Source organism: Nocardiopsis sp. NPDC006938 (genome assembly GCF_042869555.1).
Classification (GTDB): domain Bacteria; phylum Actinomycetota; class Actinomycetes; order Streptosporangiales; family Streptosporangiaceae; genus Nocardiopsis.
On the sequence record NZ_JBIAGA010000004.1, the window covers coordinates 356,654 to 378,013 of the forward strand.

General features: G+C 71.8%; 20 protein-coding genes. 9 read left to right on the top strand and 11 right to left on the bottom strand.

Annotated elements, in window-relative coordinates:
- Positions 1 to 14: 14 nt before the first annotated feature.
- The 4 genes from ACFYL4_RS09090 to ACFYL4_RS09105 all read right to left on the bottom strand — a co-directional run bounded on the left by ACFYL4_RS09090 (position 15) and on the right by ACFYL4_RS09105 (position 5,653).
- On the bottom strand, positions 15 to 2,090 hold the full coding sequence (locus ACFYL4_RS09090; RefSeq protein ID WP_387517655.1) for a protein kinase: 2,076 nt from the start codon (positions 2,088 to 2,090) through the stop codon (positions 15 to 17).
- 604 nt (positions 2,091 to 2,694) lie between these two features.
- The gene (locus tag ACFYL4_RS09095; protein ID WP_357762199.1) at positions 2,695 to 2,808 is read right to left on the bottom strand and encodes a methionine/alanine import family NSS transporter small subunit; all 114 of its coding nucleotides are present in this window, start codon (positions 2,806 to 2,808) and stop codon (positions 2,695 to 2,697) included.
- Complete coding sequence (locus ACFYL4_RS09100) at positions 2,808 to 4,433, bottom strand: sodium-dependent transporter (RefSeq protein ID WP_387517657.1); 1,626 nt, start codon at positions 4,431 to 4,433, stop codon at positions 2,808 to 2,810. The genes ACFYL4_RS09095 and ACFYL4_RS09100 overlap by 1 nt, the downstream gene beginning before the upstream one ends.
- Positions 4,434 to 4,648: 215 nt before the next feature.
- Positions 4,649 to 5,653, bottom strand: a complete 1,005-nt coding sequence (locus ACFYL4_RS09105; protein WP_387517658.1) for a pirin family protein — start codon at positions 5,651 to 5,653, stop codon at positions 4,649 to 4,651.
- 155 nt (positions 5,654 to 5,808) lie between these two features.
- On the opposite strand from ACFYL4_RS09105, the gene ACFYL4_RS09110 reads away from it, so the two are divergent.
- From ACFYL4_RS09110 to ACFYL4_RS09120, 3 genes are all read left to right on the top strand, one after another.
- Positions 5,809 to 6,570 carry an MBL fold metallo-hydrolase gene (locus ACFYL4_RS09110; protein ID WP_387517660.1) on the top strand — a complete coding sequence of 254 codons (762 nt, stop codon included), beginning with the start codon at positions 5,809 to 5,811 and terminating at the stop codon, positions 6,568 to 6,570.
- Between the two features lie 71 nt (positions 6,571 to 6,641).
- The gene (locus ACFYL4_RS09115; RefSeq protein ID WP_357762186.1) at positions 6,642 to 7,571 is read left to right on the top strand and encodes a ribonuclease Z; all 930 of its coding nucleotides are present in this window, start codon (positions 6,642 to 6,644) and stop codon (positions 7,569 to 7,571) included.
- Positions 7,572 to 7,713: 142 nt separating this feature from the next.
- A complete protein-coding gene (locus ACFYL4_RS09120; RefSeq protein WP_387517662.1) occupies positions 7,714 to 9,363 on the top strand; it encodes an OmpA family protein in 1,650 nt (549 codons plus the stop codon).
- Between the two features lie 43 nt (positions 9,364 to 9,406).
- Here the strand turns inward: ACFYL4_RS09120 and ACFYL4_RS09125 are convergent, their stop codons facing one another.
- The gene (locus ACFYL4_RS09125) at positions 9,407 to 10,378 is read right to left on the bottom strand and encodes a DMT family transporter (protein ID WP_387517664.1); all 972 of its coding nucleotides are present in this window, start codon (positions 10,376 to 10,378) and stop codon (positions 9,407 to 9,409) included.
- Between the two features lie 85 nt (positions 10,379 to 10,463).
- Entirely contained in the window at positions 10,464 to 10,982 is a 519-nt protein-coding gene (locus ACFYL4_RS09130) for a GNAT family N-acetyltransferase (protein ID WP_387517666.1), read from the bottom strand.
- 41 nt (positions 10,983 to 11,023) lie between these two features.
- Here ACFYL4_RS09130 and ACFYL4_RS09135 point away from each other — a divergent pair, with 41 nt between their 5' ends.
- Positions 11,024 to 11,584: an XRE family transcriptional regulator gene (locus ACFYL4_RS09135; RefSeq protein ID WP_357762174.1), complete on the top strand. Its 561-nt coding sequence runs from the start codon at positions 11,024 to 11,026 to the stop codon at positions 11,582 to 11,584.
- On the opposite strand, the gene ACFYL4_RS09140 is transcribed toward ACFYL4_RS09135, so the two are convergent.
- Positions 11,568 to 12,365: a phosphotransferase gene (locus ACFYL4_RS09140; protein WP_387517811.1), complete on the bottom strand. Its 798-nt coding sequence runs from the start codon at positions 12,363 to 12,365 to the stop codon at positions 11,568 to 11,570. The genes ACFYL4_RS09135 and ACFYL4_RS09140 overlap by 17 nt on opposite strands.
- Positions 12,366 to 12,521: 156 nt before the next feature.
- Between ACFYL4_RS09140 and ACFYL4_RS09145 the strand changes: the two genes are divergently transcribed.
- Both ACFYL4_RS09145 and gdhA read left to right on the top strand, forming a co-directional pair.
- Positions 12,522 to 12,932: a hypothetical protein gene (locus tag ACFYL4_RS09145; RefSeq protein WP_357762168.1), complete on the top strand. Its 411-nt coding sequence runs from the start codon at positions 12,522 to 12,524 to the stop codon at positions 12,930 to 12,932.
- Between the two features lie 276 nt (positions 12,933 to 13,208).
- Complete coding sequence (gene gdhA / locus ACFYL4_RS09150; protein ID WP_357762165.1) at positions 13,209 to 14,579, top strand: NADP-specific glutamate dehydrogenase; 1,371 nt, start codon at positions 13,209 to 13,211, stop codon at positions 14,577 to 14,579.
- 264 nt (positions 14,580 to 14,843) lie between these two features.
- Here gdhA and ACFYL4_RS09155 read toward each other — a convergent pair whose 3' ends face one another.
- Both ACFYL4_RS09155 and ACFYL4_RS09160 read right to left on the bottom strand, forming a co-directional pair.
- Positions 14,844 to 15,818 carry an aldo/keto reductase gene (locus ACFYL4_RS09155; protein WP_357762162.1) on the bottom strand — a complete coding sequence of 325 codons (975 nt, stop codon included), beginning with the start codon at positions 15,816 to 15,818 and terminating at the stop codon, positions 14,844 to 14,846.
- Between the two features lie 100 nt (positions 15,819 to 15,918).
- A complete protein-coding gene (locus ACFYL4_RS09160) occupies positions 15,919 to 16,542 on the bottom strand; it encodes a TetR/AcrR family transcriptional regulator (RefSeq protein WP_387517670.1) in 624 nt (207 codons plus the stop codon).
- Between the two features lie 91 nt (positions 16,543 to 16,633).
- Between ACFYL4_RS09160 and ACFYL4_RS09165 the strand changes: the two genes are divergently transcribed.
- Both ACFYL4_RS09165 and ACFYL4_RS09170 read left to right on the top strand, forming a co-directional pair.
- Positions 16,634 to 17,845 carry an FAD-dependent monooxygenase gene (locus tag ACFYL4_RS09165; protein WP_387517672.1) on the top strand — a complete coding sequence of 404 codons (1,212 nt, stop codon included), beginning with the start codon at positions 16,634 to 16,636 and terminating at the stop codon, positions 17,843 to 17,845.
- Positions 17,846 to 18,053: 208 nt separating this feature from the next.
- Positions 18,054 to 18,560, top strand: a complete 507-nt coding sequence (locus ACFYL4_RS09170) for a DinB family protein (RefSeq protein WP_387517674.1) — start codon at positions 18,054 to 18,056, stop codon at positions 18,558 to 18,560.
- Positions 18,561 to 18,626: 66 nt separating this feature from the next.
- On the opposite strand, the gene ACFYL4_RS09175 is transcribed toward ACFYL4_RS09170, so the two are convergent.
- Both ACFYL4_RS09175 and ACFYL4_RS09180 read right to left on the bottom strand, forming a co-directional pair.
- On the bottom strand, positions 18,627 to 19,079 hold the full coding sequence (locus tag ACFYL4_RS09175; protein WP_357762150.1) for a pyridoxamine 5'-phosphate oxidase family protein: 453 nt from the start codon (positions 19,077 to 19,079) through the stop codon (positions 18,627 to 18,629).
- Positions 19,080 to 19,212: 133 nt separating this feature from the next.
- A complete protein-coding gene (locus tag ACFYL4_RS09180) occupies positions 19,213 to 20,031 on the bottom strand; it encodes a phosphodiesterase (protein ID WP_357762148.1) in 819 nt (272 codons plus the stop codon).
- A gap of 532 nt (positions 20,032 to 20,563) precedes the next feature.
- On the opposite strand from ACFYL4_RS09180, the gene ACFYL4_RS09185 reads away from it, so the two are divergent.
- Positions 20,564 to 21,328, top strand: a complete 765-nt coding sequence (locus tag ACFYL4_RS09185) for a class I SAM-dependent methyltransferase (protein ID WP_387517677.1) — start codon at positions 20,564 to 20,566, stop codon at positions 21,326 to 21,328.
- The last annotated feature ends 32 nt before the right edge of the window (positions 21,329 to 21,360 follow it).

Below are 21,360 nucleotides of genomic sequence, written 5' to 3' on the forward strand. Positions count from 1 at the left end.
CAGTGGTCGTGGGGTCAGCCGAGTCGGCCGTCTTCTTGGAGTGTGAGTGCGTCCAGCAGCATGACGCCCTCCGCGCCCGTGGCCGCTGCGGCGACGGTCTCCCCGTCCGGGTGCGCGACGATGCCCGCAGGGGGGCCGGGGGGCTCCAGGTCCTCGTTCTCGTAGGGCTCACCCGTGGACGCGTGCCAGAGGAGGAGATGGACGTCGTTGGTCAGGTCCGGGAGGGGGTCGGAGACGTAGAGGGCGTAGACCAGGTCGTGGGTGGGGTTGTACGCGATCTCGTGCATCAGGCCCGCGGTCTCCTCCTGGTACTCCTCGCTCACCTCGAGCGCCTCGCCGTCTCCGCTGGACCCGGGATGCCACACCACGGGGTGGTCCTCGGTCATGTACAGGACCCCGCCGTCGTCGAGGAGGGCGAAACTGTTGTGGCCGTCCCCCAACACGGCGTTCGAGAGGTGCACGACCGTCTCGCCGGTCCCGGTATCCCACAACCACAGTCCCTCGTCCCGGCTGAGCCCGGCGATGTGGGTACCGTCCGGGGAGAAGGCGGCCTGTTTGAAGATGGTGAGGTCGTCACCCCGGTATACGGTTCGGTTACCGCTGTCGAGCTCGACGGCCTGGAGACCCACCCCCGGGTCGGTGACGAGGGACCGCCCGTCCGGGGAGAAGGCGGCGACGTTCACCGTGTTCCCCTCCAGAACCACTTCGTAGTCCCCGGTCGCGAGTGTGTACAGGTGGACTCCGTCGCGGTCGGCGTAGGCGATCCGGCAGTCGTCGGGACTGAACACCGGTGTGACGCTCGTGTATTGGAGGACGAACAGGTCGAGAAGGGCGACCTCGGTGCCGTCTTCCCAGTCCCACAGAGCGATCCCGTCGGTTCCGCCCACGGCGAGGACCGAGCCCCCGTGGGAGAAGGCCAGTCTGGCCCAGTGGCCGTCACCGGGGATGGTCGGCACCGGGGCGGAGGCCTCGGCGAAGGTGTCGGCGACGTCTCGGGGATCGCACGGTTCGGGAGCCACGGCATCGTCTGGCTCCTCCGCCGTGAGCGATGCGCTGATCGCCGAGGCCAGCGGGCGGGCCTGTGTCCAGACCCCCAACCCGACCATGAGGACGACGGCTGTGGCCGCCGCACCGACGGTCAGCAGGTTGCGCGCCCGGTACCCGGGGAGGTCCCGGCCGGGGGAGGTGGTCCGCAGGAGCGCCCGGTACTCCGATCCCACCCCGTCGACGACCGCGGCGGCGGTCGAGGGCAGCCATCCCCGGGCGTTCGGCGCGGACGGCAACGGGCCGCCGAGGTCCTGGAGGACTCGGGAGGCGGTGGGGCGCAGCGCCGGGTCCTTGTCCAGGCAGGCGGCGACCAGGTCGTGCAGGGCTGGGGGCACGCCGTCCAAGCGGGGCTTGAGATGGTGGGTGCGGTAGAGCACCGCCGAGGGGTGGCCGTCGCCGAAGGCGCCGATCCCGGTGAGCGCGAACACCAGCAGGCCGCCCAGGGCGAACACGTCGGCGGGCGCACCGCCCTCACCACCGTTCGACACCTCCGGGGCCATGTATCCGGGGGTGCCGAGGATCTTGGTCTCCTCGTCGTCCCGGGCCAGCCGTGACTCCTCCACGGCGCGGGCGATGCCGAAGTCGATCACCCGGGGGCCGCTCGGCGCCACCATCACGTTGCCTGGTTTGAGGTCCCGGTGAGCGAAGCCCGCGTCGTGCACCCCGACGAGGACCCGGGCGATACCGCGGGCCATGGCGACGGCGGCGGGTTCCGGCAGCGGACCAGCCCTCTCCACCAGCTCCTGGAGGGAGGGGCCCGGAACGTACTCGGTGGCCAGCCACGGGACCTCGTCGTAGGGGCCCGCCGAGTACACGCGGGGGATCTGCTCGCCGTGGACGCGAGTGGCCAGTGCCAGTTCTCGGACGAAGCGCTCACGGAAGTCGGGGTCGTAGGCGTACTCGGCTCGGACGACCTTGACGGCGGCGTGCCGACCGGCTCCGTCCGTGCCCAGGTAGACGTGGCCCATGCCTCCGGAGCCCAACAGGGCCAGGGTCCGGTAGGGGCCGATGCGGCGGGGGTCGTCCGCGGTGAGTGGATGCAAGGTCGCCTCAGCTGATCTCGATGATCACGTCGAAGGTCTGGGGGGCAGCGCGTCCCTCGCGAAGGTGGCGGAGCCCTCGGGGCGCGGGAGACATGGTCGACGAGCAGTGTGTCTCCAGAGGTCACCTCCTCTACGGTCGCCACCTCCCAGGAGCCGTCTGCGGAGCCGGGTACACCCTGCCCGTTCCGGCGTCGCCGAGACGGGCGAGGAAGCCCGCGCGGGCTGATGACGTGTCGACGGCTCCGAGGGGTCGCACGGCGGCCGGGTCCTCACCGCGTGCGGTCGCGGAACGTGAAGCCTGGGTACCGGCGGGTCCAGGGGGTTGTGGTACTACGCCAATGTAACCGCTTGGCGACGGAGCTCCCAGGTGTGTGTCCTCTTCCGGTCGTGCCTGAGCGGGTCGAACGGAGTACGGACAGACCGATGCGGTGGACGGCACGCCCTGGCGTGACCCGCGCTCCCCGGCCCCCGGCGCGCACCCGCGTCTACGCGCCGTCCCGGACCGCTGCCGACCCGGTGCCCCGCCGGCCGCCGTCCCGGAACGGCCGTGGGGCCGCGAACCGCCGGTGCGGTTCGCGGCCCCACGGGGGACGCTCGGGTGCGGTTACTCCGAATCGGGCTCGTCGGGGTGACGGCGCAGGTGGATGACGGCGGCGGCCAGGCCGCCCCAGAGCACGGCGATGGAGACGACCATCATGACGATCGCGCTGGTGGACATCAGCGGTCCTCCTCCTTTTCCTTGTCGACGGCCGCGACGCTGGCACCGGAGGGGGCGATGTCGTTGGGCTCCTCCAGCTGGACGGGGTCCTGAGCGTCCTTGGCCTCAGCGGCGCGTTCGGCGTCGTGGCGGGCGATGACGTCGGCGCGCTTCCAGGGGAAGCACGACATCACGATGCCGAAGACGACGGCACCGATGGCCACGCCCCACCCCGCGGCGAGCAGGTATCCGGTGGGGTAGTTCCCGTAGTTGGTGCTCAGCTCGGTGCGCAGGCTGTCCCACATCATGACGCCGATCAGGACGGGGGTGACGCCGCCCAGGGTGATCCTCCACCACAGCCCCAGGTGGATGCTGGAGACGGAGTTGGCGTGGGCCTGGAACAGCGGCAGCTTGTGCACGCCCCAGGAGACGAAGATGACCAGGACCAGTCCGGCGAGCGCGATGCCGTACTGGTTGATGAAGTGGTCGAAGACGTCGAGGAAGTGCAGGCCCTCGGGCGTCGGGAAGAGCAGGATCGAGGCGAGCGCGGTGGCACCGCCGACCAGCAGCACGGTCTGGGTCCGGCCCATGCCGGTGCGGTCCTGCACGGCCGAGACGATGACCTGCACGATGCTGATCAGCGAGGTGAGTCCCGCGATGACCAGGCAGCCGAAGAACAGCACACCGAAGAGCGAACCGCCGAAGGGCAGGCTGGAGATGATCTGCGGGAACGCGATGAAGGCCAGCCCGATACCGGAGGTGGCGACCTCGTTCACGGCGGTCCCGGCGGCGGTGGCCATGAAGCCGAGGGCCGCGAAGACGCCGATGCCGGCCAGGAGCTCGAAGGAGCTGTTCGCGAAACCCGCGACCATCGCCGAGCCGGTCAGGTCGGACTTGCGCCGCAGGTAGGAGGCGTAGGTGACCATGATCCCGAAGCCGATGGACAGGGAGAAGAACACGTGGCCGTAGGCGGCGATCCACACCTTGCCGGTGAGCATCGCCTCCCAGTCCGGGGTGAAGAAGGCGTTGAGGCCGGTGAGCGCCCCGTCGAGGGTGAGCGCCTGGATGACGAGCAGACAGAACAGGACCACCAGTAGCGGGATGGTGATCTTGTTGAGGATCTCGATGCCGCGGCGGATGCCGATGACCAGCACGGTCAGGGTCACGAACCATACGGCCACCAGCGGCCAGGCGACACCGGAGACGAACCCGGAGACCAGTCCGGGCTCGGGGCTCATCTGGAGGAAGTCGTTGAAGAAGAACCCGTCGGGGTCCTCGCCCCAGGCCTGGTCGACGGAGAACCACGTGAAGCGGATGGCCCAGGCGATGATGACGGCGTAATAGACGGCGACCACGAAGCAGATGGCCACCTGCCACCACCCGATGGCCTCGGCAGGGCGGTAGATGCGGCGGTAGGACAGCGGGGCCGAGGAACGGTACCGGTGCCCGATGCTGTACTCGAGGATGAGTAGCGGGATACCCGCCGTCAGCATCGCGATCAGGTAGGGCAGGAGGAAGGCCCCGCCCCCGTTTTCGTAGGCGACGTAGGGGAATCGCCAGATGTTGCCCAGTCCGATGGCCGATCCGATCGCGGCCATCAGGAATCCCGCGCGCGTCCCCCACTGCTCGCGAGGCTGTTGCCCCATGTTCAGGTCTCCTAAATCATCCCGTAGTTCGCGATCCGCACGGTAGCAGGATTTGGGCTTTTGGGCATTGTTGAGGCGACTTCGGGCACAGGATGTCGCAGCTCACCGGGCTGTCGGTGCGGGATCGTCCAGCGCGCAGCGGTGGCCCTCCGGGTGAGGCGCGCTTACCTTCCACGTTCAGCGGAGCTCACCCGGAGGGCGTCGTGAGGGGCGGATCAGGCTCCGCGATGGCGCGGACGCGGGCGCAGTCGCGCGTTGGGCAGCTCCGGCGCGGGCAGTGCCGCGCCGCCGTCGGCGCGCACCGGGTCGAAGCGGAAGCCGCCGTCCCGGTCGCGCCCGTCGCGCTGCGCCTCCCAGTCGGCGCGGGCGCGCACGATCTCGTCGTGGTCGCGGCCCACGAAGTTCCACCACATCACGAGGTCCTCGGTGAAGGGTTCCCCGCCGATCAGGAGCAGGTGGGTGGGTTCGGCGGCGTGGAACTCGACGCGGTCACGGCCGGTGCCCAGGTAGAGGAGGGAGCCGGGGACGACGCGGTGGCCCTGCCCGTGGACGGGGGCGTCCAGGGGCAGCAGACCGTGCTCGTACCCCGGACGGACCGGAAGGCTCACGCTCCGACCCGCCTCGACGACGATCTCGGCGCCCACCAGCGGCGTGTACGTGCGCGCGGGGGAGCGGCGTCCGTGGAGCTCGCCCATGATGACGGTGACCTGGGCACCGGGCACCGAGAACCGAGGCAGGTCGGCGTGGTGCTCGAAGTGGGCGGCGCCGGCGCGGTCGTCCTCGGGCAGCGCCACCCACAGCTGCGCCCCCTGAAGCAGGTCGGGCGCCCCGTCCGGGGTGCGTTCGGAGTGCGCGATGCCGTCCCCAGCGGTCATGAGGTTGAGCTGGCCCGGGCGCACGAGCTGGTCCGAGCCCAGTCCGTCCAGGTGGTGGACGACTCCCTGGACCAGCCAGCTCACGGTCTGTAGGCCGATGTGGGGGTGGGGCGGGACCTGCATTCCCGGACCGGCGCTGACGTCGGCGGGACCGTAGACGTCGGCGAAGCACCAGGCGCCGACCATACGGCGGTTCTTCCCGGGCAGGGCGCGGTTGACGAGCATGGCGCGCGGTCCGCCCAGGGGGACCTCGCGGGGTTCGAGGAGTTCGGTGTCCGGCTCGGGGCCGGTGCGGTCCGCTTCGCAGACGCGCTGTTCGACGGGGTGGGGTTCGACGTTGCTCACCCGTCCGACGCTAGTCCAGCCCGGGCGTGGTCGCACGCGGTCGAAGGTGTGACGTGCGAGGTGGGCGGGTCGTGCCGTACCGCACGGGGCGTTCGGGGTAGGAGTGGGGGTGGGCCCGTGTCCGGGCCGCCGTGTGTGCCGTTCCGGGAGGAACCATGACCCATGTCCCCGACGAGGTCGCTCCCGGTGTGCACCGGATCGGTGATCCGCTGGTGAACTTCTACCTGGTCGAGACCGAGGAGGGGCTGGTGATGGTGGACGCCGGCCTGCCCTCGCACAGCGGCCGCTTCCTGGACGCGGTCGCCTGGGTGGGGGGTCGGCTGCGGGCGGTGGTGCTCACCCACGCCCATCCGGATCACACGGGTCTGGCCGAGCGGGCGCGGGACAAGGCGGGCGCCCGGGTGTGGGTGCACGCGGCCGACGCACCGATCCTGGCGGACGGTCCGACGAGTGCGATGGTGCACGCCCGTCCCGAGCGGCCGTTGCTGCCCTACCTGGCCAAGTATCCGGCGTCGGTGCGTACGCTGCTGCGGCTGGGGCGGTCGGGGGCCTTCACCTCGGACCGGGTGAGTGAGTTCTCCGAGTTCGGCGACGACCAGGTGTTGGGGGAGGTTCCGGGGTGCCCGAGGGTGGTGCCCGCTCCGGGACACACCCCGGGCAGTGTGCTGGTGGTCTTCGAGGAGCGCGGGGTGGTGTTCACGGGGGACGCCCTGGTCACCTCTGATCCCAGCATCGGCTGTGAGGGGCCCCGGGTGGTGAGCCGGATGTCCACGCACGACAGCGCCCGTGCTCTGGAGTCGTTGGGAGGTCTGGCCGACCTGCCCGAGCGGAGTGTGCTGCTACCCGGGCACGGCGCGCCGTTCAGGGACGGTCCGCGGGCGGCGGCGATCCGAGCGCGGGCGACCGGCGTGCGCTGACGTTCCCGTCTTCCGGTGGACCGGTTCGCGTGGTCGCGGAGACCGGCGCGGGCGGTGGGAGGATGCGGGTCATGTCCGTACGCGAACTCGTGGTCCTGGGGACCTCCAGCGCCGTGCCCACCCGTCGGCGCAACCACAACGGCTACTTCCTGCGCTGGGGCGACCAGGGGGTGCTGTTCGACCCGGGTGAGGGCACCCAGAGGCAGATGCGACTGGCGGGGCTGGCGGCCAGCGACATCACCCGGGTGTGCGTGACGCATTTCCACGGCGACCACAGCCTGGGGTTGCCGGGAGTCATCCAGCGCGTCGCCCGCGACCGGGTCGCGCACACGGTCAGGGTGGCCTACCCGGGAGCGGGCGAGGAGTACTGGCGGCGGTTGCGGCACGCCACCGCCTTCCACGACACCGGGGTGGTCGTGCCGCAGCCGGTGGGCGGTTCCGGGAGCTGCCCGGTGGGTCCGGAGGAGCCGTTCACGGTCACGGCCCTGCCGCTGCGGCACTCGTTGCCCGCCTACGGGTACCGGCTGACCGAGCCGGACGGGTGGCGGATGCTCCCGGAGCGCCTGCGGAGCCTGGGCGTGCGCGGGCCCGACATCGCGCGGCTCCAGCGTGAGGGAGAGCTGGAACTGGCGGACGGGCGTGTGGTGGAGCTGGCGGAGTGCGCGGTGCCCCGGCCCGGCCAGGTCTTCGCGTTCGTGATGGACACCGGTGAGTGCGAGCAGGCGGTGGAGCTGGCGCGGGGCGCGGACATGCTGGTCATCGAGTCCACGTACCTGGACTCGGAGGAGCACCTGGCCGAGGCGTACGGGCACCTGACGGCGCGTCAGGCCGGTCGGATCGCCGCTCGGGCGGGGGTGCGTCTGCTGGTGCTGACGCACCTTTCGGAGCGATACGAGGAAGCCGAGGAGGCCCTGTTCGCCGCCCAGGCGGGCGAGGAGTTCGAGGGCCGGGTGGTGCTCGCCGCCGACCTGGACCGGATCGCGCTGCCCCCGAGGCGCTGATCGACCGGCGACCCGACCGAACCAGGCGCGTGCGCGGGGAGTCAGAGGAGTCGTTGTCCCCCATTCTGGAAGGCGTGACATGGCCCCCCAGCCCGATTCCGTAGTACCCGCCCCCGGTCGGCCCCGTGATCCGGTGGGCCTGGTGTCCCGAGCCGGAGGCGTACTGGTCGGGTTGGTCCTCGTGGCCACCGGATGCTCGCTGCCGGACCGTGCCGACGGGCCCGCTCCGTCGGAGAGCGGTGACGCCGTCGAGGAGGAGACCGCGGACTCCGGCTCCGTGGTCTCCCACGTTCGGCGCGGAACCACCGGCGGCGCCAGCAACCGGTTCGACTCCACCCTGCGCGTCGACGCCGTCGTCGGCCACACCGACCGCACGGTCCTGCGCCTGACCGTCTCGCCCGAAGGAGAGGAGGGCGCGTCGATCAACGCCCTGAACGCCTTCGCCGGAGGCGTGCTCGGTGAACACGTGACGAGTCCGCTGGGCTTCACCGTCATCGACCCGGTGGGGCAGAGGATCTACGTGCCCGCGCACAGTGACTCCGGGTTCGTGGGCTCGCGGATCGCCGCGAACACGGTGGTGGGCGCGCACTACGAGCTGGAGGCGCACTTCGCCCCCCTGCCCGCCGGAACGGAACGGGTCAGTCTGTCCACCCCCGGCACCCAGGGCGTGTTCACCGGGATCGAGGTGGACGACCGCTTCGACCAGCCCTGGGACCCCGGTGAGGCGCCCACCGAGAGGGAGCCGGCGCCCTCGGACGTCGTGCCGGGGCAGACCGTCACCATGCCGGTCAGCGACGGCCCGGTCCCGGAGGAGGGCCTCGACCTGTACAGCATCGTCGAGAGCACCGAGGCCGTCCGTGAGACCTCCTTCGGCGAGCAGCGGGTGGACCTGGACACCGACGTGCTCTTCGAGTTCGACGAGGACGAGCTCACGGACGAGGCGACCGCCACCCTGGACGCGGTGGTCGCCGAGACCCGGGAGAAGGCCGACCCCGATCTGCCACCGATCACCATCGTCGGGCACACGGACGGCAGGGGCGGCGACGCCCACAACCAGGCCCTGTCCGAGTCCCGCGCCCGGGCGGTACGCGACTACCTGGAGGAGGAGCTGGGAACGGCGTACACGTACGAGTCGGAGGGGCGTGGTTCGAGCCGGCCGCTCCTCCAGGAGGGCGGGGACGACGACGAGGAGGCCAGGGCCCGTAACCGCCGGGTGGAGATCGCGTACAACGTCGCGGCGGAGGCGGAGGTCGTCCGGGACGGCGCGCAGGAGACGGTCTCGGCGGTGATCGGTACGGGCAACACCGCCGCGCCCGCCGACGGTGCCGAACCCGCCACGGAGGCGGTGGCCAGCGGGAGCGCGGAGGTCACGGTCGGCTTCGACTACGACTTCGACCTCTACTCACTGCGCCGCGACGGTGCCTTCGTCGTCGCCGAGATCGACCTGACGAACAGGAGCGCGAGGACGATCACGCACGTCCACGGCGCGCACTTCGGTGCGGCGGGTGTCCAGGGCGGCCGGTTCGGCGGGTTCGGTGTCGAGGTTCCCGACACCGGCGACGTGTACCGGTCCGTGCGGATCGGACAGGCCCGGGTGGACGAGGAGGACCCGTGGTTGGGCACGACGTTGGACAGGACCCCGTACGTGGAGCCGATCGGGTATCCGTACCTGATCGACCCCGGCTCCACCAACCGGGTCAACCTGTACTTCCCGGCGCCGCCGTTGGAGGTGGGGTCCGTGACGTTCCGGGCCGGGCTGTTCGGTGACTTCGAGGACGTCCCGTTGCGGTGATCCGGGGTCCCGGCCCGCCCCTCGGGGACGGGCGGGCCGGGGCTCAGTCCTGATCCAGGGCGTGTTCGGGGTCCGGGGCGGCCGGGGTCTCCTGCGGCGCGGAACCCGGCACGCCGGGTACGGCGGTCTGGGCGATGAACGCGCCGGTCACGATGACCACCGCGCCGATCCCCTGCACCAGGGTGAGCGCCTCGCCGAGCAGCGCCCAGGCGAGCACGATGGCGGTGACCACTTCCAGGTAGGCCACACCGCCCGCGACCTGGGGTGAGAGGCGTCGGATCGCGGAGACTCCGGCGAAGTAGGCGATGGCGGTGCACACCACGCACAACCACAGCACGAGGGCCCAGCCGGGCAGGGTGAGCGCGCCCAGAGGAAGCGGGTCGGCGAGCAACTCCCACGGCAGGGTCCACGGTCGGGCGAGCGCCCCGAGCAGCACCGCGGCGACCAGGGCTCCGAAGGCGATCACCGCGAGGGGGTCGGTGTCCTCGCCCATGGCGTCCCCGAGGAGGAAGAAGGCGGCCTGGGCGGCGGCCGCTCCCAGGGCCAGGCCGACGCCGACGGCGTCCAGGCTCATGCCCGCCCAGATCTCCAGGAGCAGACCGAGGCCGGTGACGGCCAGGACCACGCCCACCACGGCGGCGGGGGAGACCCGGTGGCGGCGCACCACCCGAACCCAGAGCAGGACCAGGACCGGTCCGAGGAACTCCACCAGCAGGGCGATGCCCACGGGGATACGGGCGACGGCGGCGAAGTAGAGAGCCTGGACACCGGCCATGGGGAAGACCCCGTAGGCCAGGACCAGCAGCGGCCTGTTCCGTGCGGTGCGCCAGTGCCGCACCGCGACGGGAAGCAGGACGAGCGCCGCCCCGGCCACGCGCAGCCAGGTGACCTGGAGCGGGTCCATGCCCGCTTCCAGCAGGGGGCGCGCGAAGACCCCCGCTCCTCCGAAGGCCAGGGCTGCGGCGAAGGCGAAGGCCAGCCCCGAGGGGCGGTGGCGGGCGGCGTGGGCGGACACAGGGCACTCCGGGCAAAGGTGGGGAGAGGGGATCTCGTCGAGCATAGGGGGCGGGGGCGGCCGCCCCGGCCTCAGGTGCCGCGTCCTACCGCGCGGGGCTCAGATCCAGCTGGGCCCAGGCCACGTCGTGCCAGGCGTCGAACTTGCGCCCGACCCGCCGCATGACGCCCACGTCCTCGAAGCCCATGGCCCGGCGCAGCCCGAGGCTGGCGTCGTTGGGCAGGGTCATGCAGGCGACGGCGGTGCGCATACCGCGCTCCGCCAGTCGGGGCATCAGCGCGGAGTACAGCGCCCGTCCCGCGCCCCGGCGGCGGCGTCCGTGTTCGAGGTAGACGCTCACCTCACAGGTCCGGTCGTAGGCGGCGCGGGTGCGGAAGGTGCCCCCGTAGGCGTAGCCGAGCACGCCCTTCTCGTCCTCCAACACGATCCACGCGTGGTCGCGCTGGGCCTCGGTGATGCGCCGGGCCATTTCCTCGGAGGAGGGCGGTACGAGCTCGAAGGTGATGGAGGTGTCGGTGACGTAGGGCGCGTAGACGGCCGCGCACGCCGCCGCGTCGGTGACGGTGGCGTCGCGGATACCGTCGTGCGTGGTCAGGGCGTTCATGATTGACGATGATAGGCGAACGTGTCCACTATGGTGAACGCATGAGCGATGACATCGGGCCCGCACTGGCCGGAACACTGCGTTGCCTGCGCCGTGAACGCGGGCTCAGTGGTGCCGCCCTGGCGGACCTCTCGGGGGTCTCCCGCGCCATGATCAGCCGAATCGAGAACGGCGAGGCCCAGCCCACCGCCTCCCTGCTCGGCCGCCTCTCCGGAGCCCTGGGCCTGACCCTGTCCGAACTCGTCGCCCAGGCCGAACAGGGCGAACGCAGGCTCGCCCGCCGAGACGAGCAGCCCCTATGGACCGACCCCGAGACCGGCTACCGCCGCCGCGCGGTCTCACCCACCTCCGGCGGATCGCTCGAACTCGTCGAGGTGGAACTCCCCGCGGGCGCGCGCGTGGCCTACCCCGAGGAGGTCTTCGCCTTCACGCACCACCAGATCTGGGTGCTGGAGGGCACGCTCGCCTTCCACGAGGGCGATGAGACGCACCTCCTAGAGCGCGGCGACTGCCTCCAGCTCGGGGCGCCGGCGCCCTGCGTGTACCGCAACCCGACCGGACGGACCTGCCGCTACCTGGTGGCCGTCACCCGCCGGAGCTAGGCTCGGGGCCGGTCAGAGCGGCGAGGAAGGCCGTTCGCTGGCCGCGCAGCCACGCACCCCGCCGTTCCCTGGCGTGGTCCCACACCTGCCAGCCGCCCGCCCGCTCCACCGCGTCGACGAAGGCGCGGTTGCCCTGGTCGACCATGTCCCTGACGAAGACGTGGGAGACCTCGTGGTACCGCACGAGGGTCTCGGGCAGCGCTCGGCGCTCGGTGTCGCAGAGACCGTACCCGTCGGCCACCAACCGCAGCCGGTGCGCGACGTCGGCACCGGCGAACTCCGTGCGGGCCAGGGCCTCCGGAGGCAGGGCGGGGCCCAGATAGAAGGCGAGGGCGGCCACGTCCCAGACCGGGCGTCCCGGCGCGGCCAGGTCGAAGTCGATCAGGGCGGCCGCCGCGCCGCCTCGGAAGACGAGGTTCTCCAGGCAGGGGTCGTTGTGGCACAGCACAGTGCCCCCTTCCGGATCTCCGAGCGCGGTGGGCCAGGCCGCTCCGGCGTCGAACGGTACGCGCGCGGCGGCGTCGTGGTACCGGCGCAGCAGGCGGGCCGAACTGGTCACGGTGTCGTCGGTGCGGGACCAGGCGGGGAAGGGCGGCAGGGCCACGTCGCCCTCGACGAAGGTGAGTTCCTCCGTGCCGTCGCCGGGGTACAGGCCCAGGGGGCGGGGCGCACCGGTGAACCCGTGGTCGGACAGCGCGGTGAGATAGCGGTGCAGGGCCCCGGCGTGCGGGGTCGCCCGTCGCACGACACGGTCGCCCCGGCGCACCACCGTGTTCATCATCCCGCCGACCAGCGCCTGATCGCGCTCGTGGTGTCCGGTCTCCACGTCTGGTCTCCGCCCGTCGATCGCGTTCCGTGGGAAAACCCGTTGTGCCTCGCGCACCACCAACCTAGTGTCGTGCCGTCGATCGCACCAAGCCAGCTGGGGAGGGGACCCGTGAGTCCCGCGCCGCGCCGCCGTTCACCGCAGGAGAAGAAGCTTCTGAGCTACGCCAGGGACCGGCGCAACGGGTACGGCGAGAACGACAAGAGCTCCCGCCGCAACATCGCCCGGAACAAACGGCGCCAGGTACGGGTGCCGCGTCGACGCGCCACCGAGGCCTTGGCCGCCGCCCGGGGCGCCCTCGACCCGCGCACCTGCGCCGAGGTCCAGGAAAGGGTGGAGCGCCGCGCGCCCGCCGAGCTCCACGTGTGGCGCAAGTGGCGGGATCAGACCCTGGCCGAGTACGTACTCGGCAAGCTGGAGGAACGGGTGGAGGCCGAGGAACCGGAGGGCGCCAACACCCCGCGCCTGGAGCGCGTCCGGCACGTGTACGCGTGGGTGCGCCACCGGGACCCCGCCAGCTGACACGCCCTCGCCGGCCGCGACGGGCTGCTGGTCGCCGAGCGGGCGGGCGCTGTACACCTCGTGGGAATGGAGCCCCCGGGCCACCGTGGCGGTCGCCCGCAGGTCGGTCGGCGAGGGGCCTCCCTAGCCTGGGCGGGGAGCGGTCGGAGGGGGCCGGACGCGGACGTGTAACGTCGTTGAGGGCCTCGAACGTGGCCGCCATCACCGAATCGCGTTGACGTCCCCCAGGGCGGTGACCCGCAAGGGGCGCCAGCGCCGAAGGGACCCGAAACCCACATGACCCGTGTCAGCGACTCCGAGATGGAGAACCACCACCCTGGCGTGCGTTCGGCGTTCGAACACGTGGCCCGGCGCAACCCCGACGAGCCGGAGTTCCAGCAGGCCGTCCTCGAGGTGTTGGAGACGCTCTCCCCCGCGCTGTCGAGCCACCCCGAGTACGTCACCCAGCGCGTGCTGGAGCGGCTGTGCGAGCCCGAGCGGCAGATCATCTTCCGTGTCCCGTGGCGCGACGACCAGGGCAGGGTCCACGTCAACCGTGGATTCCGGGTGGAGTTCAACAGCGCCCTCGGTCCGTACAAGGGCGGTCTGCGTTTCCACCCGAGCGTGAACCTGGGCGTCATCAAGTTCCTGGGTTTCGAGCAGATCTTCAAGAACGCCCTCACCGGTATGGGGATCGGCGGTGGCAAGGGCGGCAGTGACTTCGACCCCAAGGGCCGCTCCGACGCGGAGATCGAGCGTTTCTGCCAGTCGTTCATGACCGAGCTCCACCGTCACCTGGGCGAGTACACCGACATCCCCGCCGGTGACATCGGTGTGGGAAGCCGCGAGATCGGCTACATGTTCGGGCAGTACCGGCGGCTGAGCAACCGCTGGGAGGCCGGGGTCATCACCGGCAAGGGCCTGGACTGGGGCGGTTCGGCGGTCCGTACCGAGGCCACGGGGTACGGCACGGTCATGTTCACCGAGCGGATGCTGGAGCGGTCCGGTCAGGGCCTCGCGGGACGCCGTGTGGTGGTGTCCGGTTCGGGCAACGTCGCGATCTACGCGGTGGAGAAGGCCCAGCAGCTGGGCGCCATCGTGGTCGCCTGCTCGGACTCCAGCGGATACGTGGTGGACGACAAGGGCATCGACCTGGACCTGCTCAAGGAGGTCAAGGAGGTCGAGCGCGCGCGGATCAGCGCCTACGCGGAGCGGCGCGCCGGAGCGTCCTACGTCGAGGGCGGCAGCGTGTGGGACGTCCCCTGTGAGGTGGCGCTCCCCTCGGCGACCCAGAACGAGCTGAACGCCGACGCGGCCCGGACGCTGGTCGGCAACGGTGTCCGGGCGGTGGCCGAGGGCGCGAACATGCCCACCACGCCCGAGGCGGTCAAGGTGTTCCGCCAGGCGGGCGTGCTGTTCGCGCCGGGCAAGGCCGCCAACGCGGGCGGTGTGGCCACCAGTGTGCTGGAGATGCGCCAGAACGCCCGGCGGACCTCGTGGTCCTTCGAGCACGCGGAGTCGGAGCTGGCCGAGACCATGGCCGGTATCCACGACCGCTGCGAGGATGCCGCGGTGCGGCACGGGTCCAAGGGCGACTACGTGCTGGGCGCCAACGTGGCCGGGTTCGAGATGGTCGCCAACGCCATGCTGGCGCAGGGCCTCATCTAGCGAGCGCCGGAAGGGTCGGGGGCGTGCCGGGGCTGGAGGGGTTCCGGGCCGCCCCCGTGGTGTCGCGGAGGTTTCCGCCCGGCTCTCGGCGGGGGCGGACGCCACGAACCCCGGCCGTCCTCCGCGGCGTTGTCGGAACCGGCGCGGACAGCCTCGCGCAGCGCTTCGAGCAGGGCCTGGACGTCGGGGGACGCGTCTCCTCCTCGGAACGGGAACAGGGCGGGGCGGGGTGCCGGTGTGCCACCGGGCCCGCCCCTCAGCCGATCACCACAGGTGGTGCACCCGGGGGCGGACGAGGTCGTCGTAGACCTCGCGGACCTGCTCGTGGACCTTGGCGTCCAACGGCGGCAGGGCCGCGGCGGCCGCGTTGGCCCTGGCCTGGTCCGCGTCACGTGCGCCGGGGATGACCACGCTCACCCCCTCCTGGTCGAGAATCCAGCGCAGCGCGAACTGCGCCAGGGTGGCGCCCTCGGGCACCAGGGGGCGCAGGCGCTCGACGGCCTCCAAGCCGGTGGCGAAGTCCACGCCGGAGAAGGTCTCACCCCGGTCGAAGGCCTCGCCGTCGCGGTTGAAGGTGCGGTGGTCGTCCGCGCCGAAGGTGCTGTCCGCGGTGAACCGGCCCGACAACAGGCCGCTGGCCAGCGGAACCCGCGCGATGATTCCGACGCCGGCCGCCCTGGCAGCCGGTAGGACCCGTTCGAGGGGTTTGTGGCGGAAGGCGTTGAGAATGATCTGCACGCTGGCCGTGTTCGGCCGTTCGATGGCAGCCAGGGCCTGGTCACAGGTCTCCACCGACACTCCGTAGGCGCGCATGCGCCCCTCGTCCACCATGGCGTCCAGGTCGTCGAAGACGGCGTCGCTGGCGATGACCGCCGAGGGCGGGCAGTGCAGTTGGACCAGGTCGACGGTGTCCACCCCGAGGTTGCGCCGGGAGTCGTCGTTCCAGGCCCGGAGGTTGCCGGAGTTGTAGTGGGCCGGGTCCTGGGCCATCCGGCGGCCCATCTTGGTGGCCACGGTCAGGTGGGGGTGGTCCCTCAGGAGTCGGCCGATCCGCCGTTCGCTGAGCCCGTCACCGTAGACGTCGGCGGTGTCGACGAAGGTGACTCCCCCCTCCACCGCGGCGTTCAGGGCGCCCATGGCGTCCGCCTCGCTGACCTCGCCCCAGGCGGAGCCGATCTGCCAGGCACCGAATCCGACGGTTCCGACACGGCCGACGGTACCGAGTTCACGTGTGTCCATGGCCGTGATCCTAAGTCCTCTGGAATCGCTCCCACTCAGGTCTTTGGGCCCGGAAACCACCGGTTTCCGACCCTTTTTCCCTGCGCGTGGCCGGAAACGGTCAGGCGCGTGCGAAGGCCCCGCGCACCATCGCCTCGACCAGGGCGCGCACGGCGGCGCGGTCCACCTGCTCGACGGGGCGTGTGACCAGTGTGAACAGGGCGCCCGCGTACAGCGCGCCGAGCGTGGCGACGGTGTCCTTCGTGGCCAGGGTGCCGAGGTCCTCGTGCAGTCGGACGGTGCTGGAGTAGGTGGCCTCCTCCAGGCGGCCGAGGACGGCCGCCAACCGGGGGCTGCGCCGGGCCTCCATCTGGAGTTCGAAGACGGCCAGGTAGCGGTCGCGCAGGGCGGTGGCGGCCGTCCACAGGGAGGCCGAGAGCAGGTCCACCATCGTGTGGACGGTGGCCTCGGCGCGGCCCGGACCGGAGGGCGCGACCCGGTCGGGATCGGAGACCACCTCGCCCGTGGCGCGCTCCGCCTCGGCCACGTGGAGCTCCACGATCCGCTCGGCGGCCGCGACGAGCAGGCCCTCGCGGCTGCGGAAGTAGTTGGTGGCGGTGCCTGCGGGCACGTCCGCGCGGGCTTCGACGGAACGGTGGGTGAGCCCGTGCGCCCCCCGCTGCGCCAGAAGGGTGACGGCCGCGTCCGCCAGGGCTCGGCGGCGGTGCGGGTTGGGGCGGGGCATGGGGCGATTATAGGGCGCGGAGCGATACCACTACCATCGTATTGAAATGGGTGGCGGTCGACCGCCGCCCGGGACGAGGAGTGGGAGTGCCATGCGGGATCGCACAGTCACGGTCGTCGGCGGAGGCCTTTCCGGTCTGGCCTCGGCGGTGGGTCTGGCCCGGGCGGGCTGGCGGGTCCGGGTGCTGGAGCGCCGCCCCGAAGGGGGCGAGGTGGGGTCGGGCCTGGCCCTGCCCCGCAACGGCGTGACCGCCCTGGGCGCGCTGGGGATCGGGGAGGAGCGGGTGGACGAGGCGGGCCATCGCACCGTGGGGACCGGGTTCGTGGACACCCTCGGCCGCCGTGTGCTGACCATCCCCGCCGACGACCCCCGGGTGCGCCGGGCCGTGACCGTCTGGGGGTTCCACCGCCAGCGGTTGCACGCCCTCCTGAGTCGGGCGGCCCGCGACACCGGAGTGGAGCGCGTGGACGGGGCTCGGGTGACACACGTGGAGAGGGGCCGCCCCGAAGGCCCGCCCGCCGTGGTCCACTGGCGGCGGGACACCGTCGACCACCGGGACGAGTCGGATCTCGTCGTGGGCGCGGACGGCATGTGGAGTGCGGTGCGCACCGCACTCCACCCCGAGGTGCGGCCCCGGTACAGCGGTAGCACCAGCTGGCGGGCCCTGGTTCCCGTCGGGGCGCTGGAAGGCACCGGGATGGATGGGCGCCTCGTCGAGTACTGGGGGCCGGGCGCGGAGTTCGGGGTGATGCGGGTCAGCGCCGACCTCGTGTACTGGTACGGGTACGAGCGCCAGCCCGAGGGGAGCGTCTTCGACGACGAGCTCGCCACCGCACGGGCCCACTTCGCGGGCTGGGCGCCCGGAGTGGTCTCGCTCATCGAGTCCACCGCGCCCGACCAGCTCATGCGGCACGACGTCCACCACCTGGTGCGGGGGCCGCGCCGCTACCACCGGGGGCGGGTGGTGCTGGTGGGGGACGCCGCCCACGGTGCGCTGCCGACCATGGGGCAGGGCGCCGCCACCGCCCTGGAGGACGGTGCCGTGCTGGCCCGGTTGGCCGGGCCCGCCCGGGAGGGGGACCTGGGGCGCGCCCTCGCCGAGTTCGACGCCCTGCGCCGTCCCCGGTGCCGGGCCATCGCCCGCCAGGCTCGTCTCGTCGCACGGGTGGGGGCCGACCTCGGCGGCGGCTGGCGTCAGCGGGTACGCAACGCCGCCTTCCGCCTGATTCCGGCGAACGCCCTGGTCCCCGTCGGTATGAGCGCGGTGTCGTGGTCCCCTCCGGAGCCGCTGACCCCCGCGTGAGGAGGCCCCAAGCGGGCCGCCGGCCTTCGGGCGCCGCTCGCTCCCTCACCGGAGACGCCCGGGGGCTCGCGGTACACGTGCGGGACGGACCCCGCACGGTGGGGTCCCGAGCCCCCCCGGGGGCGGCCTCCCTGCGTCGGGGGCGCGACGGCCGGTGCGGGACATCGCGCGTTGCCGGGGCGGCGGGCCGGGTCTAGAGTCGCGGTCCATGAGTGATCCCCGCATCGACCCGCCCCCGTCCGCCGACGAACGCACCATGCTCGACTCCTGGCTGGACTGGCATCGGGAGACCCTCGCCGTCAAGTGCCAGGGGCTCACCGACGAACAGCTGCGCGAACGCTCCACCCCGCCCTCACCCCTGTCCCTGCTGGGGCTGGTGCGGCACATGGCCTACGTGGAGCACATGTGGTTCCGCGTGGTCCTGGCCGGAGAGGACTACCACTCTCCGATCAAGTCCGCCGACGACAGGGACGGCGACTTCCTCGGCACCGACGACGCCTCGGTCGAGGAGGCCTTCGCCGTGTGGCGGTCGGAGATCGACAACGCCCGGAAGGCCGCTGCCGGACTCTCGCTAGACACCGTGGGCAGGGCGAAACGCCACGGGGAGGACATCTCCCTCCGGTGGATACTGGTGCACATGATCGAGGAGTACGCCCGCCACAACGGGCACGCGGACCTCATCCGTGAACGCGTCGACGGGACCACGGGGGAGTAGCTCCCGCGGGCCCCGGCCCTGGCAGGCACCGGGGACGGCGTGGCCGGTGCCGCGCCGCCCCCCGGGTCAGGCGAAGGACTTGGACAGGTCCTTGACCACGGTGCGCTCGGGCACGAAGCGGACCAGCCGGGCGTCGTCGGCGTAGTACCGGAAGTCCCGGTGCCACCCGCTCTCGTCGTCGCCCAGGTACCGGGCCAGCTTGCGTCTGCTCAAAACCGGGTCGAAGGGCACCACCCGCGCCTCACCGCGCATGATCACCTGGAGGAACTCCTGCCGTTCCAGGTCGCAGGTGTCCACCACCACGGCCACCCGGGGGTCCTTCTCCAGGTGGCGGGACATCACGGCGTACTCCCCGGTGATCCACCACAGCACGCCCTCCTCCCACAGGAACCACACCGGACGAACGGTGGGTGCCCCGGAGGCGTTGACCGTGGCCACACGCGCCACCAGGGGCCGGGACAGGAAGGCGTCGACGTCGAAGGGGTGCTCGGGCCGGGGAGTATCGGGGTGAGGGGTCATGCCCCCAGGCTAGGTCGCGCGAAGCAGGAGCGAAAGTGCGCGGAGCGGGCTGTGGACGGCCGGTGCGCGGGTCGGCTCCCGGCCGGAGCGGGCCAGAGGAAGACCCGCCCCTGCCGGGGGCCAGCGGAGAGCCTCAGGAGGAGAGGTCGGGGACACCCTCTGAGTGGCTGACCTGCACGGTGTGGGTCACCCATCCGTGCTCGGTCTCCTGGTGCAGCAGAAACGCGGTGGGTTCCTCCGTGAATCCCATCGGGCCCTCCCCTTCCATTTTCAGGCGGCTCTGCTGGTGGGTGCTGGGCGCCGTGGCGAGGATGCTTCCACCGAACCCGGTGACGGTCGGCCGGTGCACGTGCCCGGCCAGGACCCGAACCACGTTCGGGTGACGGGCCACCACCTCCTCCAGAGCCGGACCGTCGTCGAGCCGCATGCCGTCGGCGAAGGGCATGCCGACGGGCACTGGTGGGTGATGCACGCACACGAGGGCCGGGACGTCGGGACGCTTCTCCAGGGCCGCGTCCAACCAGTTCAGCTGGTCGGTCCCGAGGAACCCTCCCGCCGCGCCCGGCACGAGCGAGTCCAGGACCACGAGCGTGAAGCCGGGGTACTCCACCAGGTAGTGGCAGCTGTCGCCGCCGCCGAGTTGGACACCTCCCTTGAAGGCGGAGATCAGGTTCTGGTGGTCGTCGTGGTTGCCGGTCGCCACGTGCACGGGGATCGGGAACCCCGCGATGATCGCACGCAGGGCGCCGTACTCCACTGGGTGCGCGGTGTCGGTCAGGTCGCCCGTGATGACCACGCAGGTCGGGTGCGGTCTCAGGGCCAGCACCCTGTTGATCGCCAGGGCCAGCCCGGTGACGGCGGACGACTCCGGGTCCTCCAACGAGATGTGCGGGTCGCTCAGGTGGGCGACGGAGAAGGGCTCTGGGGGAGCGGAACCAGAAGTAGGGGTCATGACGGCCACAGTGCCCGAGTCGATGTCTTGTCGGCAACCGTGTTCGCCGTGAGCGGTTCGCGGGGCCGCGACGACCGCGCGCGTCGCGTCGGATGTGCCTCGGGTCGGGTGTTCGAACGCGAGTCGGTCACCGGGCGACCGTTCACGGCCCGGTCAACGGGACGCGCCGATCCGCTCGAGCCGGTCACGGAGGAGCGCCCCTCCCGCGGAGTCCGCTCCCCGCTGTCGACGGAGCCTTCCGCCCATGGCGCGCCGAGGCCTTGTAGAGGAGCTGTACGTCAGGGGCCAGGTAGGGCGGCCCCTCCGGTGCGCGCCGGACCAACCGGGTGAGGGGAAGGTAGATCCTTTTCCAGGCCTGCCCTCGGAGCATGTCCTCGAGCGGGAGCAGGATTCGGTGGTCGACACCGAACCCGTGGACCATGAAGAGCGGAGTTCCTTCTCCGTGCACCTGAGCGATCATCGTCCGAACCTGTCGCCCGCGTTCGGCAGAAAACCCTTTGCCGACGGGCGATCGCGCTTCGACAATGGGCGGATGGTCGATCGACACTTCTCCTCCCCGGACCTCGCCGAGCTCTACGATCACTTCAGCAACTGGCAGAGCTCGCCGCAGGACGACTTCTACCTCGGCCTGGTGATGGAGGCCCGGTCCGTGCTGGACGTGGGCTGCGGCACCGGAAAGATCCAGCGGGTGGCGCGCGAGCGTGGACACACCGGCCGACTCGTGGGCCTGGACCCGGCGGACGCCATGCTGGAGGTGGGCCGCCGGGACCGCGACGACGTCGAGTGGACTCTCGGCGACCTGGTCGCCGGGCCCTACGACGACGAGGCGAGCGGCCCGTTCGAGGACGAGTTCGACCTGGTCATCATGTCCGGGCACGCCTTCCAGGTGTTCGTCACCGACGAGGAGGTGCGCGCCAACCTGGCCGCCGTCCGCAGGGCGCTCACCGCCGGGGGACGGTTCGTGTTCGAGACCCGTAACCCCGCCGTCCGCGCCTGGGAGGCCTGGTCGCCCGAACGCTCGCGCACCGTGCGGGGCCCGGACGGTCGGGACGCGACCTGCGTACACCGGCTGCGCGAAGTGGACGGCGAGCTGGTCACCTTCACCTCCGACTACAGCGTCGACGGGTGGCCCGAACCCGTGGTCAGCCGGAGCACGCTACGGTTCCTGGACGCGGCCCGCCTCAACGGCTTCCTGGAGGAGGCCGGGTTCACGGTGACCGCGCAGTACGGATACTGGGACCGCGAACCGCTCACGGACGCCAGCATGGAGATCATCACCTTCGCCCGCCCCGCCTGACCCGGCCTCGTTCGAGCGGGGCCGCACCCTCC

Coding starts and splice junctions, on each gene's coding strand:
- ACFYL4_RS09095 (WP_357762199.1), bottom strand. CDS start 2,808: ATGTCCACCAGCGCGATCGTCATGATGGTCGTCTCCATCGCCGTGCTC.
- ACFYL4_RS09100 (WP_387517657.1), bottom strand. CDS start 4,433: ATGGGGCAACAGCCTCGCGAGCAGTGGGGGACGCGCGCGGGATTCCTG.
- ACFYL4_RS09110 (WP_387517660.1), top strand. CDS start 5,809: ATGACCCATGTCCCCGACGAGGTCGCTCCCGGTGTGCACCGGATCGGT.
- ACFYL4_RS09115 (WP_357762186.1), top strand. CDS start 6,642: ATGTCCGTACGCGAACTCGTGGTCCTGGGGACCTCCAGCGCCGTGCCC.
- ACFYL4_RS09130 (WP_387517666.1), bottom strand. CDS start 10,982: ATGAACGCCCTGACCACGCACGACGGTATCCGCGACGCCACCGTCACC.
- ACFYL4_RS09135 (WP_357762174.1), top strand. CDS start 11,024: ATGAGCGATGACATCGGGCCCGCACTGGCCGGAACACTGCGTTGCCTG.
- ACFYL4_RS09140 (WP_387517811.1), bottom strand. CDS start 12,365: ATGATGAACACGGTGGTGCGCCGGGGCGACCGTGTCGTGCGACGGGCG.
- gdhA (WP_357762165.1), top strand. CDS start 13,209: ATGACCCGTGTCAGCGACTCCGAGATGGAGAACCACCACCCTGGCGTG.
- ACFYL4_RS09155 (WP_357762162.1), bottom strand. CDS start 15,818: ATGGACACACGTGAACTCGGTACCGTCGGCCGTGTCGGAACCGTCGGA.
- ACFYL4_RS09160 (WP_387517670.1), bottom strand. CDS start 16,542: ATGCCCCGCCCCAACCCGCACCGCCGCCGAGCCCTGGCGGACGCGGCC.
- ACFYL4_RS09165 (WP_387517672.1), top strand. CDS start 16,634: ATGCGGGATCGCACAGTCACGGTCGTCGGCGGAGGCCTTTCCGGTCTG.
- ACFYL4_RS09170 (WP_387517674.1), top strand. CDS start 18,054: ATGAGTGATCCCCGCATCGACCCGCCCCCGTCCGCCGACGAACGCACC.
- ACFYL4_RS09175 (WP_357762150.1), bottom strand. CDS start 19,079: ATGACCCCTCACCCCGATACTCCCCGGCCCGAGCACCCCTTCGACGTC.
- ACFYL4_RS09180 (WP_357762148.1), bottom strand. CDS start 20,031: ATGACCCCTACTTCTGGTTCCGCTCCCCCAGAGCCCTTCTCCGTCGCC.
- ACFYL4_RS09185 (WP_387517677.1), top strand. CDS start 20,564: ATGGTCGATCGACACTTCTCCTCCCCGGACCTCGCCGAGCTCTACGAT.